Source organism: Stenotrophomonas sp. 80084_Sma (assembly GCF_056481995.1).
Map to the genome: position 1 here is coordinate 4,601,896 of NZ_CM151177.1, position 12,516 is coordinate 4,614,411.

Annotated in this window: 10 protein-coding genes; 5 read left to right on the plus strand and 5 right to left on the minus strand. The window is 67.4% G+C overall.

Features of this window, described 5'->3' with window-relative positions:
• Window positions 1-2: 2 nt before the first annotated feature.
• The gene (locus ACZK3W_RS21145) at window positions 3-1,223 is read left to right on the plus strand and encodes an RtcB family protein (RefSeq protein WP_107431505.1); all 1,221 of its coding nucleotides are present in this window, start codon (window positions 3-5) and stop codon (window positions 1,221-1,223) included.
• A 164-nt stretch (window positions 1,224-1,387) separates the two neighbouring features.
• On the opposite strand, the gene ACZK3W_RS21150 is transcribed toward ACZK3W_RS21145, so the two are convergent.
• Both ACZK3W_RS21150 and ACZK3W_RS21155 read right to left on the minus strand, forming a co-directional pair.
• Window positions 1,388-2,293 carry an NAD(P)/FAD-dependent oxidoreductase gene (locus ACZK3W_RS21150; protein ID WP_049398662.1) on the minus strand — a complete coding sequence of 302 codons (906 nt, stop codon included), beginning with the start codon at window positions 2,291-2,293 and terminating at the stop codon, window positions 1,388-1,390.
• Window positions 2,283-2,738 (minus strand): Rrf2 family transcriptional regulator, encoded by a 456-nt coding sequence (locus ACZK3W_RS21155; protein WP_478450249.1) that lies wholly within the window; start codon window positions 2,736-2,738, stop codon window positions 2,283-2,285. The genes ACZK3W_RS21150 and ACZK3W_RS21155 overlap by 11 nt, the downstream gene beginning before the upstream one ends.
• 183 nt (window positions 2,739-2,921) lie before the next feature.
• On the opposite strand from ACZK3W_RS21155, the gene ACZK3W_RS21160 reads away from it, so the two are divergent.
• Window positions 2,922-5,042 carry a methyl-accepting chemotaxis protein gene (locus tag ACZK3W_RS21160; protein ID WP_478450250.1) on the plus strand — a complete coding sequence of 707 codons (2,121 nt, stop codon included), beginning with the start codon at window positions 2,922-2,924 and terminating at the stop codon, window positions 5,040-5,042.
• Window positions 5,043-5,239: 197 nt separating this feature from the next.
• Here ACZK3W_RS21160 and ACZK3W_RS21165 read toward each other — a convergent pair whose 3' ends face one another.
• A complete protein-coding gene (locus ACZK3W_RS21165; RefSeq protein ID WP_006401534.1) occupies window positions 5,240-6,142 on the minus strand; it encodes a LysR family transcriptional regulator in 903 nt (300 codons plus the stop codon).
• A gap of 107 nt (window positions 6,143-6,249) precedes the next feature.
• Between ACZK3W_RS21165 and ACZK3W_RS21170 the strand changes: the two genes are divergently transcribed.
• Window positions 6,250-7,464, plus strand: coding sequence for an MFS transporter (locus ACZK3W_RS21170; RefSeq protein WP_478450251.1), 1,215 nt, complete (start codon window positions 6,250-6,252; stop codon window positions 7,462-7,464).
• 88 nt (window positions 7,465-7,552) lie between these two features.
• Complete coding sequence (dkgB, locus tag ACZK3W_RS21175) at window positions 7,553-8,362, plus strand: 2,5-didehydrogluconate reductase DkgB (RefSeq protein ID WP_478450252.1); 810 nt, start codon at window positions 7,553-7,555, stop codon at window positions 8,360-8,362.
• A gap of 114 nt (window positions 8,363-8,476) precedes the next feature.
• Here the strand turns inward: dkgB and ACZK3W_RS21180 are convergent, their stop codons facing one another.
• Complete coding sequence (locus ACZK3W_RS21180; RefSeq protein ID WP_478450253.1) at window positions 8,477-9,184, minus strand: alpha/beta fold hydrolase; 708 nt, start codon at window positions 9,182-9,184, stop codon at window positions 8,477-8,479.
• Window positions 9,185-9,323: 139 nt separating this feature from the next.
• On the opposite strand from ACZK3W_RS21180, the gene ACZK3W_RS21185 reads away from it, so the two are divergent.
• Window positions 9,324-9,704: a YbjQ family protein gene (locus ACZK3W_RS21185; RefSeq protein WP_071228577.1), complete on the plus strand. Its 381-nt coding sequence runs from the start codon at window positions 9,324-9,326 to the stop codon at window positions 9,702-9,704.
• Window positions 9,705-9,767: 63 nt separating this feature from the next.
• On the opposite strand, the gene ACZK3W_RS21190 is transcribed toward ACZK3W_RS21185, so the two are convergent.
• Entirely contained in the window at window positions 9,768-12,488 is a 2,721-nt protein-coding gene (locus ACZK3W_RS21190; RefSeq protein ID WP_478450254.1) for a bifunctional acetate--CoA ligase family protein/GNAT family N-acetyltransferase, read from the minus strand.
• Between the last annotated feature and the right edge of the window lie 28 nt (window positions 12,489-12,516).

Here is a 12,516-nt window from a genome sequence, read left to right on the forward strand (position 1 = left end):
ACATGGACACTCAACACAACTATCAATGGCTGCACGCCGAGGGCACCACGCCGATCAAGGGCTGGGTCAACGGTGTGCCGCTGGAAGCGCAGGCGCATGAGCAGCTGCGCAACATCGCCGCGATCCCGTTCGTCGGGCCGTGGGTGGCCGTGATGCCGGACGTGCACCTGGGCAAGGGCGCGACCGTGGGCTCGGTGATCCCGACCCGCGGTGCGATCATCCCGGCGGCGGTCGGCGTCGACATCGGCTGCGGCATGGCCGCCGTGCGCACCACGCTGCGTGCCAACGACCTGCCCGATGACCTGCGGCAGCTGCGCAACAGCATCGAGCGCAGCATCCCGGTCGGCAACGGACGCGGCGGCGAGCACCACCGCATGCCCGACAGCATCCACACGCGGCTGGTGCAGTCCGGGCTGGCCGCCGGTCTGGAGAACATCAAGGACAAGCACCGCAGGATCCGCACCGACAAGCTCGACCGCCAGCTGGGTACGCTGGGCGGCGGCAACCACTTCATCGAACTGTGCCTGGACGAGACGGACACGGTGTGGGTGATGCTGCACAGCGGATCGCGCGGCACCGGCAACCTGATCGGCACCTACTTCATCGAGAAGGCGCGCGAGGAACTGGCCCGGCGCGTGCTCGGCTTCCACCTGCCGGACAAGGACCTGGCGTTCTTCATGGAAGGCGAGCCGCTGTTCGATGACTACGTCGAAGCAGTGTCGTGGGCGCAGGACTACGCCCGGCAGAACCGCGAGGCAATGATGTCGCGGGTGCTGGCCGAGATGCGCCACCGGCTGCCGAAGTTCCAGCTGGCGGCGATGGCGGTGAACTGCCACCACAACTACGTGCAGAAGGAGACGCACCACGGCCAGGAACTGCTCGTTACGCGCAAGGGTGCAGTGAGTGCCCGCGAGGGCGAGCTGGGCATCATTCCCGGCAGCATGGGCACGCGCAGCTACATCGTGCGTGGCAAGGGCAACGCGGACAGCTTCCACAGCTGCAGCCACGGTGCCGGCCGGGTAATGAGCCGTGGCGCTGCGCGCCAGCAGATCACGCTGGCCCAGCACCGCGAGGCCACCGCGCATGTGGAATGCCGCAAGGACAGCGGCGTGCTGGATGAGTCGCCGGCCGCGTACAAGTCGATCGACGATGTAATGGCCGCACAGCTGGACCTGGTCGACGTGGTGCACACCCTGCGCCAGGTGCTGTGCGTGAAGGGATGATGGAACGGTGCCGGCCTCGGCCGGCACCTGCTCGACGGGCACGGGCGACTGGATGCCCGGGATCCGTAGAGTCGAGCTTGCTCGACTGCTCTTCCACGCCATGCGTGGATGAAACGGCACCGACCAAGGTCGGCATCTACCAGAGCAGCACGTCGCGTCGGGGGTCAGCGCGGCACGCTGTCCTCGGCCACCAGCGCATGATGCACCCCGATCCCCGCACGCACGCCCTCGGCGGTGGCCAGGGTGATGTTGCCGACCGTGGTCGCATCGCCTGCGGCATACACGTTCGGCACCGAGGTCTGCTTCATCATGTCGACCTCGATCAGCACCCCCAGCGGGCTCTCGACCAATGTGCACCCCAGCTGCTGCACCAGCGGCGTGGCCATCGCCTGGGTAGCCGGCACGAACAACGCCCGCTGTGCGATACGGCGGCCATCGGCCAGCTCCACTTCCAGCCAGGTCGGCTGGTCGCCCTGCACACCCAGCACGGGTGACGTCTCGATGTGCACGCCACGCTGCTGCATGGCGGCGCGTTCCTCATCGGTGATCTCCAGACCCATGCTGAAGAACGTGACATTGCCCCAGTCGGCGAACAGCGGCGCCTTGCTGGCGGACATCGGATGGCCGCCGAGCAGGCCGATGGCACCACCACCGACTTCATAGCCGTGGCAGTAGGGGCAGTGCAGCACGGTGCTGCCCCAGCGCTCGGCCAGTCCGGGCAGTTCCGGCAGCTGGTCGGCGATGCCGCTGGCCAGCAGCAGCTTGCGCGCGGCCAGCACCTGGCCATCGGCGGTACGCACTTCCACACCTTCGGCGGTGGTGCGGGCGTGCTCCACTTCGGCATGCACCCAACGCACCGTGGGGTAGTCCAGCAGCTGCTGACGCGCGGTCTTCAGCAGCTCGGCGCCGCTGATGCCATCCAGCCCCAGCACCCCGTGCGAATGACTGGCGAAGCGATTGCGCGGTGAACCGGCATCGATGACGGTGACCGGGCGACGGGCACGGGCCAGGATCAGGCCGGCGGCAATGCCGGCGTAGCTGCCGCCGACGATGAGCACATCAGGATTCATGGTGACCTTCCAGGGAACGGTGATGGGCAAGATGGCGGGCGAAGTCGGCGCCGAGCTGGTCCAGCGTGGTCGCCTGCAGGCGCTGCTCAAGCAGCCGCTGCGCCTCGCGCGCGCCTTCGAGCAGGGCGCTGTTGACCAGCTGCTGGATCGGGCAGCCATCACCGGAATCGCGGGCACCGATCTGCACCAGCGGCGGTGCACCCACGGCCAGGTAGATGTCATGCAGGGTGATCGCCGCGGGGTCGCGGGCCAGCACGCTGCCGCCACCATGGCCGCGCGTGCTGCGCACCAGGCCGGCCCTGTGCAGCTGCGCCAGCAGGCGGCGGATCACTACCGGATGGGTCGGCAGGCACGACGCCAGCTGTTCGGACGTACGCGGTGCGGCATGGCCGACCAGGTGCGCCATCACGTGCAGGGCGTCGGAGAGTGGGTTCGCGGATTTCATGTAACAACATTAGTTACATTTAATTCCTCTGTCGAGGGTCTGCTTTCGTTCCATATGGACACATCTGTCCTATGAAACATCTCCTTCACATCACTAAACGAAACGCGAATGTGATCAACATCCCACTTCAGGGCGTGCGCAGCGGGTCGATACCGCAGTGCCCCTTCCCGAGAGTTCTTCCCCATGAATGCGTCTGTCCGTGCTCCGCGCCTGCAGTCCAAGCTGCTCGGCGCGGTTTCTGTTGGTCTGGCTGTGGTCCTGCTGTGCGCTCTGGCCGGCCTGGCCTCCGCCTGGTTGAAGTTGTCCACCGAGGTTCCACCCGAAGTCGCGCACAGCCGCGATGCCGAACGCCTGCAGCGCGAGTTCCGCGGCCAGGTGCAGGAATGGAAGAACGTGCTGCTGCGCGGCCACGACGACGCGTTGCGCCAACGCCACCTGGACGCCTTCGACAGCGAGGGTCGTCTGGTCGAGCAGCTGGCCAAGGGCCTGGTCAGCAGCCCGGATGCACGCACGCGCGAACTGGCGCAGGCCTTCATCGGCCTGCATGCGCAGCTGCAGCAGGACTATCACGCGGCGCTGCAGGCGTTCGCCGAGGCCAGCTACGATCCCGCCGCCGGCGACAACCTCGTGCGCGGCAAGGACCGCCCGGTGGCAACCGCGCTGGATGCGTTGAGTACGCACGCCACGCAGGTGGCCGAAGCGGCGGTAGCGGCCCGTTCGCAGCAGGCGCGGCAGACGCTGCTGCTGTGCGCGGCGCTGACCGTGCTGGCCGCCGTGCTGCTGCTGATGGGCCTGGGCTGGTGGCTGCGGCGTGCGGTGGTGCAGCCGGTGCTGGCGGTGGAAGCCGCTGCGCGTGCAGTGGCCGCCGGTGATCTGCAGCATGTTGTGCAGGTGCGCAGCCGCGATGAGATCGGTCGGCTCGCGCAGGCCATGCAGGCCGTGCAGTCCACGCTGCGCGGTGTGCTCGATGCACAGGCCACGATGGCACAGGCGCATGAAGCCGGCACCATCAGCCACCGCATGGATGCCAGTGCCTTCCCCGGCGCATTCGGCGAAATGGTCGCCGACAGCAACGCACTGGTTGATGCGCACATCCAGGTAAAGCTGCGTGCGATTGCGATCATGGGTCGTTACGCCATCGGTGACCTCAGCCAGGACATGGAACGCCTGCCCGGCGAGAAGGCGGTGATCACCGACGCACTGGATACCGCCAAGGTCAATCTCGGCATGATCAATGGCGAGATCCGCCGCCTGGCCGAAGCCGCTGCCAGGGGTGACTTCGGCCAGCGTGGCGACAGCGCGCGCTTCGAGCATGACTTCCGCGCGATGGTCGACGGCTTGAACCGATTGATGCAGACCACCGAACTGAACCTCGGCGAGGTCTCCAGCATGCTGCGCGCGATTGCCGATGGCCGCCTCGGCGCGCGCATGCATGGCGATTTCCAGGGCGTGTTCGCGCGCATCGCCGGCGATGCCAACACCACCGCCGCGCAGCTGGCGACCATCGTCACCGACATCAAGCACGCCTCCGGCAACATCCACACTGCGGCTGCAGAGATCGCCGCCGGCAACAATGATCTGTCGCGCCGTACCGAGCAGCAGGCGGCCAATCTGGAAGAAACCGCCGCGTCGATGGAAGAACTGACCTCCACCGTGCGCCAGAACGCCGAGCACGCACGCCAGGCCAACCAGCTGGCGATCGGCGCGCACACGGTCGCCTCGCAGGGCGGCAACGTGGTCGGCCAGGTGGTGACGACGATGAGCGCGATCGAAACCTCGTCGCGGCAGATCGCCGAGATCATCAGCGTGATCGATGGCATCGCGTTCCAGACCAACATCCTGGCGCTGAACGCGGCAGTGGAAGCCGCGCGTGCCGGCGAGCAGGGCCGCGGCTTCGCGGTGGTCGCCAGTGAAGTACGCACGCTGGCGCAGCGCTCGGCCGCGGCCGCGAAGGAGATCAAGGCGTTGATCGAAGCCTCGGTTGAGCAGGTCGGGCACGGTGCACAGCGCGTGCGCGAGGCCGGTGACACCATGGCCGAGATCGTGGCATCGGTGCAACGCGTGACCGACATCATGGCCGAGATTTCCGCGGCCTCGCAGGAGCAGAGCGCGGGTATCGAGCAGGTCAGCCAGACCGTGATCCAGATGGATGGCACCACCCAGCAGAACGCCGCGCTGGTGGAGGAAGCCAGTGCCGCCGCACGCAGCCTGGAACAACAGGCGAACCGGTTGATCGATGCGGTGGATGTGTTCGATCTGTCGACCACGGCGGCAGCGAAGGACGCGTTGGCGCGTGCGGCCTGAGTGATCCGGTTGCCGGCCAGCGGGCGGTACCACCCGTGCGATGTGCCGGCCGCTGGCCGGCAGCGTCCGCCGCCACATGGGTAGCGCCCGACCGTTGGTCGGGCGACGGCAGGATCAGTGCGGACCAACGGTCCGCACCCACCAGAGCAGCCGCGCCCACCGGCGCGTGCGGTAGTGCCGGCCGCTTGCCGGCAACCTCAGCGCACGTAATCGCTCTGCGCCATCGCGTCGGCCAGGTAATCCACGAACGAGCTGATCCGCGACGACACGGCGGTGTTGCGGTAGTACACCGCATGGATCGGCTGGTACACATCCAGCGTCTGCGCCGCCAGCACCTGCACCAGGGTGCCGGCGCTGCGGTCGCGATCGGTGACGAAGTCGGACAGGCAGGTGATGCCCACGCCCTCCACCGCCAGCCGGCGCAGCGTCTCGCCACTGGATACGGCAATATCCGGGCGCACCAGCAGCAGCCCATCCGACTCTCCGGGCAGCGGCCAACGGTTGAGTGATTCCGGCTCGTTGAAGCTGAGCAGCGTGTGCTGGCCCAGTGCGGCGACGCTGGCCGGTTCGCCGTGCCTGGCCAGGTAGGCCGGGCTGGCCACCAGCCGCAGCTGGCAGCGGCCCAGCAGCCGCGCATGCAGGGTGGAGTCGGCCAGCGGGCCGATCCGGATCGCCAGATCGGTGCGCCGTTCGAGCAGGTCGATGTAGCGGTCGGAACTGTTCAACTCCAGCTGTACTTCCGGGTAACGCGCGCGATAGCCGGCCACCAGCGGCGCAATCACGTGCAGCACGAACGGCATCGCCGCATCCACGCGCAGGCGCCCCGCCGGGCGTTCGCGGCGCGCCGCCATCTGTTCCTCGGCCGATTCCACCGCATCGATGATCGCGCGCGCATGGCGCAGGAACGCCTCGCCCTCGGCGGTCAGGTGCAGGCGGCGGGTGGTACGGGTCAGCAGGGTGATCCCCAGCTTGTCCTCCAGCCGCCCCAGCGCGCGGCTCACGCCCGAGGGCGTCTGCCCCAGCTGCTCGGCGGCGGCACTGATCGAACCGCTGTCGATCACCGAAAGGAACGCCTGCATTTCATCGAGAGTGGTCTTCATGCCCCTATTATTGACTGCACGGCAATAGTGATTGGCGTGAAGACCGGTTTTTCAGCAAAGGTCGGCGGCGCAGACTGCGCAGCCTCTTCCTCCTGCTGGACCCTGTCATGACCCGTGGCATTCCCCTCGCCCTGCTGGCGTTGACCCTCGGTGCCTTTGCCATCGGCACCACCGAATTCGTCATCGTCGGCCTGATCCCGACCATCGCCGGCGACCTGCAGGTCAGCCTGCCCTCGGCCGGCCTGCTGGTCTCGCTGTACGCGCTGGGTGTGGCCATCGGTGCGCCGGTGCTGACTGCGCTGACCGGCCGCGTACCGCGCAAGCAACTGCTGGTGGCGCTGATGGTGTTGTTCACGCTCGGCAATGTCGTCGCCTGGATGGCACCCGGGTATACCTCGCTGATCATCGCCCGCATCCTCACCGGCCTGGCGCACGGCGTGTTCTTCTCGATCGGCGCGATCATCGCCACCGCCGTGGTGCCGAAGGAGAAGGCGGCCAGCGCGATCGCCATCATGTTCACCGGCCTGACCGTGGCGCTGGTGACCGGCGTGCCGCTGGGCACCTTCATCGGCCAGCATCTGGGCTGGCGGGCGACCTTCCTGGCGGTGGCCGGCCTCGGCGTGGTCGCCCTGATCGGCGCGCTGTTGTTCGTTCCGCGCAACCTGCCACAGAGTGCGCCGGCCAGCCTCCGCCAACAGCTGGCCGTGCTCGGCCAGCCACGCCTGCTGCTGGTCTATGCGATGACCGCACTGGGCTACGGTGGCACCTTCCTGGCCTTCACCTATCTGGCGCCGATCCTGCAGGACGTCACCGGCCTTCCGGCCAACGCCGTGAGCCTGGTGCTGCTGGTGTACGGCGTGTCGGTGGCGATCGGCAACCTGTGGGGCGGGCGCATGGCCGACCGCTTGGGTCCGGTGCCCGCGCTGAAGCGCATCTTCGGACTGCTGGCATTGGTGCTGTTCGTGCTCACGTTCACTGCCTACAACACCTGGTTGATGCTGCTGACGGTGCTGGCGCTGGGTGCGGTAGCGTTCGGCAACGTGCCCGGCCTGCAGGTCTACGTGGTCAAGCAGGCGCAGCGCTATGCACCGCAGGCCACCGACGTGGCCTCAGGCCTGAACATCGCCGCGTTCAACGTCGGCATCGCCCTGGGCGCCTCGCTGGGCGGCCTGGTGGTGGAGCACATCGGCCTGATGCATACGCCCTGGCTGGGCGCGCTGGTGGTCGTGCTGGCCTACGCGCTGACCGTGCTCAGTGGCCGCCTCGACCGCCGCGATGGCGTCGACCACCGCGCCGACGGCATTGCCGCCACCGCGCATTGATCCATGCAATGCACCGTTGCCGGCATGCATACGGTGCCTGTCCTACCCTCTTCCCTTTGCTACTCCCTTCCCCCCGTTGGAGCTTCCCATGACTGTCCCCGCTTTCGGTCTCGGCACCTTCCGCCTCAAAGACCAGACCGTGATCGACTCGGTGCGCAATGCGCTGGAGGTCGGCTACCGCGCCATCGATACCGCGCAGATCTACGGCAACGAAGCCGAAGTCGGCCAGGCCATCGCCGAGTCCGGCGTGTCGCGTGATGATCTGTACCTGACCACCAAGGTGTGGATCACCGAGTTCAAGCGCGATGCGCTGCTGGCCAGCCTGCGTACCAGTCTGGAGAAGCTGCGCACCGACCGCGTCAACCTGGCGCTGATCCACTGGCCGTCACCGAATGACAAGGTCGATGTGCCGATGGAGGAATACCTGCCGGCACTGGCCGAAGCCAAGGCGCAGGGGCTGACCCGCGAGATCGGCATCTCCAATTTCACCATCGCGCAGACCCGCAAGGCGATCGAGATCCTCGGCGCCGAAGCCATCGCCACCAACCAGATCGAGATCCACCCGTACCTGCAGAACCGCCTGCTGGTGAAGTTCCTGCAGGACAACGGCATCCACATCACCGCCTACATGAGCCTGGCTTATGGCGAAGTGCTGAAGGACCCGGTGATCCAGGCCATTGCCGGCCGCCACCAGGCCACCCCGGCGCAGGTTGCGCTGGCGTGGGCGCTGCAGCAGGGCTTCTCGGTCATTCCGTCGTCGACCAAGCGCGAAAACCTGGCAGCCAACCTGGAAGCAGCGGCCGTACGCCTGACCGACGAAGACATGGCGCAGGTCGCCAAGCTGGATCGCGGCCATCGCCTGGCGAATCCGGAAGGGATTGCCCCGGCCTGGGATTGAGGCCATCCGCGGTTACGGATCGGAATCGGTAGGTGCCGACCTTGGTCGGCACTGACCTCTGGTTGGTCGATGGCACATCGTGCCGACCAGGGTCGACACCTACCAAAGGCAGAGCTATCCCTCGCCTTGCAGCAACCACTCGCGCATCGCTGCACTCACTTCATCTGGTTTCTCCATCGGTGCCAGGTGCCCGCAATCGGGCACCACCACCAGCTGCGAGTGCGGCACCAGGGCGTGCATCTCCTCGCTCACCGCCAGCGGCGTGATGCGGTCGTTTGCGCCGCAGACGATCAGCAGCGGATCGCGGTAGCCGGCCAGCACGTCATGGCCGTCGCGGCGCTCCAGCGCGCTCTGGCGCAGGAACACTTCGGCGCCCAACCGCCCGGTCATGTCGCGCACACGCTGCACCAGCACGTAGTCGTCCAGCCGCGAGGCATCGATGTAGCTGCGCATCAACGCGTCACCGAAGCCGTGGAATTTTCCCGGCAAGCGCACGCTGGCACGTTGGCTGCGGCGCTGCTCGGCACGTTCCGGCGAATCGGCATGGATCGAGGTATCGATCAGCGCCAGCTGCAGCACACGTTCCGGCGCGATGCGCAGGATCTGCTGGGCGACGAAGCCGCCCAGCGAGAAACCTGCCAGCGCAAAGCGCTCCGGCGCCTGAGCCAGCACGTCTTCGGCCACGCCCTGCAGGGTTTCACCGCGGGTCTGGTCGCCCACCGTGCAATCGGCGATGTCGGCCAGGTCAGCCAGCTGTGAGCGCCACAGCTCGGCATCGTTGAGCAGGCCGGGCAGTAGCAACAGGGGGATACGGTTGGTCATGGGGGTATTGTCGCGCCATCACGGTGACGGAGCCATGCCGCAACGGGCGGCTGCGTTGTAGAGTCGAGCCATGCTCGACTGCGCCACAGCCAGTCGAGCATGGCTCGACTCTACAGAAAGCAACGACACGGACGCGACCATGGCAGACCCCTACAACAGCGGCTCCCCTTCCCCGCCCGCGCTGCGCTTCGACGATGCGCTGGTCACCACCGCCTTCGAGCTGCCCGGCCATCGCGTCGTGCGCAATCTGGGTGTGGTCCGCGGCATCACCGTGCGCTCGCGCTCGATCGTCGGCAATTTCCTCGGCGGTATACAGACGATCTTCGGCGGCAACATCACCATCTACACCGAACTGTGCGAACAGGCTCGCGAGGAAACCTACCGCGACATGGTCAAGCACGCGCGGCAGCTGGGCGCCAACGCCATCATCGGCATGCGCTACGACGCCACCGATGTGATGACCGGGCTGACCGAGGTGCTGTGCTATGGCACGGCGGTGGTGGTGGAGCCCCTCCGCTAACCTGGCCGTAGAGTCGAGCTTGCTCGACTGCTTCCCGATGGCGACAGTCGAGCAAGCTCGACTCTACAAGTCCGGTGCCGGCACCTCGACCTGCTGCACCGGCAGGGTCACCATCATCACCGTCGGATCGTCTGGATCCAGCCTGGTCTTGAAGCCCAGGCTCTGGCACATCGCCAGCATGGTGCTGTTCTCGCGCAGCACCTGGCCTTCGACCACGTCCAGGCCCAGCCACTTGGCGTACTCGATCATGATCGCCATCAACCGCCAGCCGATGCCGTGGCCCTTCAGGTCCGAACGGATCAGGATGCCGTACTCGCCACGGTGGTAATCGGCATCGGCGTGCAGGCGTACCGCGCCCAGCATTTCGCCGCTGCGCGGTTCGATCGCCACCAGCGCGATCGAGCGTGCGTAATCGAGCTGGGTCAGGCGCGCGATGAACTCGTGGCTGAAGTGCTTCACCGACTGGAAGAAACGCAGGCGCAGATCCTCGTCACTGACGCGGGCGAAGAACGCACGGAACAGTGCGTCGTCCTCCGGCCGCACCGGGCGCACGAAGGCACGGCCGCCATCGGACAGCTCGATGGTGCGCTCCCACTCCTTCGGGTACGGGAACACAGAGAAACGCGGATGGCCGCGGCCCTTGTGCAGAATGCGCGACGGTGCCACCGCTACGCGGGCATCGAGGGCGAGGATGCCCTTGCCGTCGACCAGCAGCGGGTTGATGTCCAGCGTGCGCACTTCGGGGATATCGGCAGCCAGTTGTGCCAGCTTCACCAGCGCCAGCGCCAGTGCGCGCTCGTCAGCCGCCGGCACGTCACCGTAAGCCTTGAGGATGCGCGAGGCGCGGGTCTGGCCGATCAGCTCATGGGCCAGGCGCAGGTCCAGCGGCGGCAGCGCCAGTGCCTTGTCGTTGATCACTTCGACGGCAGTGCCGCCGCGACCGACCACGATCACCGGACCGAACGTCGCGTCATCGGCGATGCCGACGATCAGTTCGCGCGCCTTCGGGCGGACGATGGTCGGCTGTACCAGCAGGCCATCGATGCGTGCATCCGGCCGCAGCTGGCGTGCGCGCGACAGGATCGCGTTGGCCGCGCTCTGCACCGCCGGCAGCGTGGACAGGTTCAGGCGCACGCCATCCACTTCCGACTTGTGCGGAATATCCGGCGAGAGAACCTTCAGTGCGACCGTGGCACCGCGTTCCAGCAGCGGCTGCGCCAGGTCCATCGCTTCGTGCGCATCGCGCGCATGCATCACCGGCGCGGACGGAATGCCATAGGCCTTGAGCAGTTCATGCGTGGCCAGCGGGTCCAGCCACTGCTGGCCGTTGGCCAGGGCGGCATCGACCAGTGCGCGCGCGGCGGCCGTGTCGACACTGAAATCCTGCGGCAGGCTGGGCGGCGTTTCCATCAACGCGTTCTGCGCTTCGCGGTAGCGCACCAGATGCTGGAAGCCACGTACGGCTTCGGCCTCGGTCGGGTAGGTCGGGACGCGTGCCGCGTTGAGCGTGGCCGTGGCCTGGTCGTCGTTGCCCAGCCACACCGCGAAGACCGGCTTGTCGCGGTGATGGCGCGGCCGCAGGCCGAGCGTGCGGGTGAGCGCTTGCGCGGCGTCCGCCGATGAGGTGAACGCGGTCGGCACGTTCACCACCATCACCGCGTCATTCTCGTTGTCGGCCAGCAGCGCTTCGATGGCCGCGGCATAGCGGTCACCATCGGCGTCAACCACGATGTCCACCGGATTGCTGCGCGACCAGCCCTGCGGCAGCACCGCGTCGAGTTTCTCGATGGTGCTGTCGGACAGGTTGGCCAGCGTGCCACGCAATGCGATCAGCTGGTCCACCGCAAGGCGACCCACGCCACCACCGTTGCTGAGGATGGCCAGGCGGCGACCGGGGAACGTCCCCAACCGACCCAGCGATTCGGCGGCGGTGAACAGCTCGTCCAGCGCCCCCACGCGCAGCAGGCCGGCGCGGTTGAAGGCAGCACCGTACACATCATCGGCGCGGGCCAGGGCCTGCACATGGGTATCGCGGCTGCCCGGCTGCACGCGCTCGGAACGGCCGGACTTCACCACCACCACCGGCTTGGCACGCGCGGCGGCACGCGCGGCCGACATGAACTTGCGCGCATCCTCGATCTGCTCGACGTAGAGCAGGATGGCGCGGGTACGGTAGTCGGTGGCGAAGTAGTCGAGCAGGTCGCCGAAGTCGACGTCCATCGTGTCGCCCAGCGAGACCACGGCGGAGAAGCCGACCGAGCGCGCCACACCCCATTCCACCAGCGCCGCCGCAATCGCCGAGGATTCGGAGATCAGCGCGAGGTCGCCGGCCTGCGGGAAGTGCGCGGCGATGCTGGCATTGAGCCGCGCATGCGGTGCGATCACACCCAGGCAGTGCGGGCCCAGGATGCGCAGGCCATGCTTGCGCGCCACCGTTTCCACCTGTTCCGACAACGAGCCCGGGCCTTCGCCCAGGTGCGCGGTGAGGATGATCGCGGCCTGCACGCCGCGCTCGGCGGCGGTGCGTATCACCTGCGGCACGATCGCCGCCGGTGCGGTGATCACCACCAGCTCGGGCACCCAGTCCAGGTCCTTCAACCGCTTGACCGTGCGGATGCCATCGATCTCGGCGTGTCGCGGGTTGATCCACGCCACCTTGCCGGGGAAGCCGGTGCCGCGCAGGTTGCGCATCACCGCGCGGCCGGCCGAACGCTCACGCGGACTGCCGCCGATCACCGCGACCGACTGCGGACGGAACACAGACTGCAGGTGGTAGGTACTCATGCGCCTACGGTACCCCAAAAAAGGGGAC

Bases quoted from the DNA above. Each gene is read 5' to 3' on its own strand.
- ACZK3W_RS21180 (WP_478450253.1), bottom strand. From the start codon at position 9,184: ATGACCAACCGTATCCCCCTGTTGCTACTGCCCGGCCTGCTCAACGAT.
- ACZK3W_RS21150 (WP_049398662.1), bottom strand. From the start codon at position 2,293: ATGAATCCTGATGTGCTCATCGTCGGCGGCAGCTACGCCGGCATTGCC.
- ACZK3W_RS21185 (WP_071228577.1), top strand. From the start codon at position 9,324: ATGGCAGACCCCTACAACAGCGGCTCCCCTTCCCCGCCCGCGCTGCGC.
- ACZK3W_RS21170 (WP_478450251.1), top strand. From the start codon at position 6,250: ATGACCCGTGGCATTCCCCTCGCCCTGCTGGCGTTGACCCTCGGTGCC.
- dkgB (WP_478450252.1), top strand. From the start codon at position 7,553: ATGACTGTCCCCGCTTTCGGTCTCGGCACCTTCCGCCTCAAAGACCAG.
- ACZK3W_RS21155 (WP_478450249.1), bottom strand. From the start codon at position 2,738: ATGAAATCCGCGAACCCACTCTCCGACGCCCTGCACGTGATGGCGCAC.
- ACZK3W_RS21190 (WP_478450254.1), bottom strand. From the start codon at position 12,488: ATGAGTACCTACCACCTGCAGTCTGTGTTCCGTCCGCAGTCGGTCGCG.
- ACZK3W_RS21145 (WP_107431505.1), top strand. From the start codon at position 3: ATGGACACTCAACACAACTATCAATGGCTGCACGCCGAGGGCACCACG.
- ACZK3W_RS21160 (WP_478450250.1), top strand. From the start codon at position 2,922: ATGAATGCGTCTGTCCGTGCTCCGCGCCTGCAGTCCAAGCTGCTCGGC.
- ACZK3W_RS21165 (WP_006401534.1), bottom strand. From the start codon at position 6,142: ATGAAGACCACTCTCGATGAAATGCAGGCGTTCCTTTCGGTGATCGAC.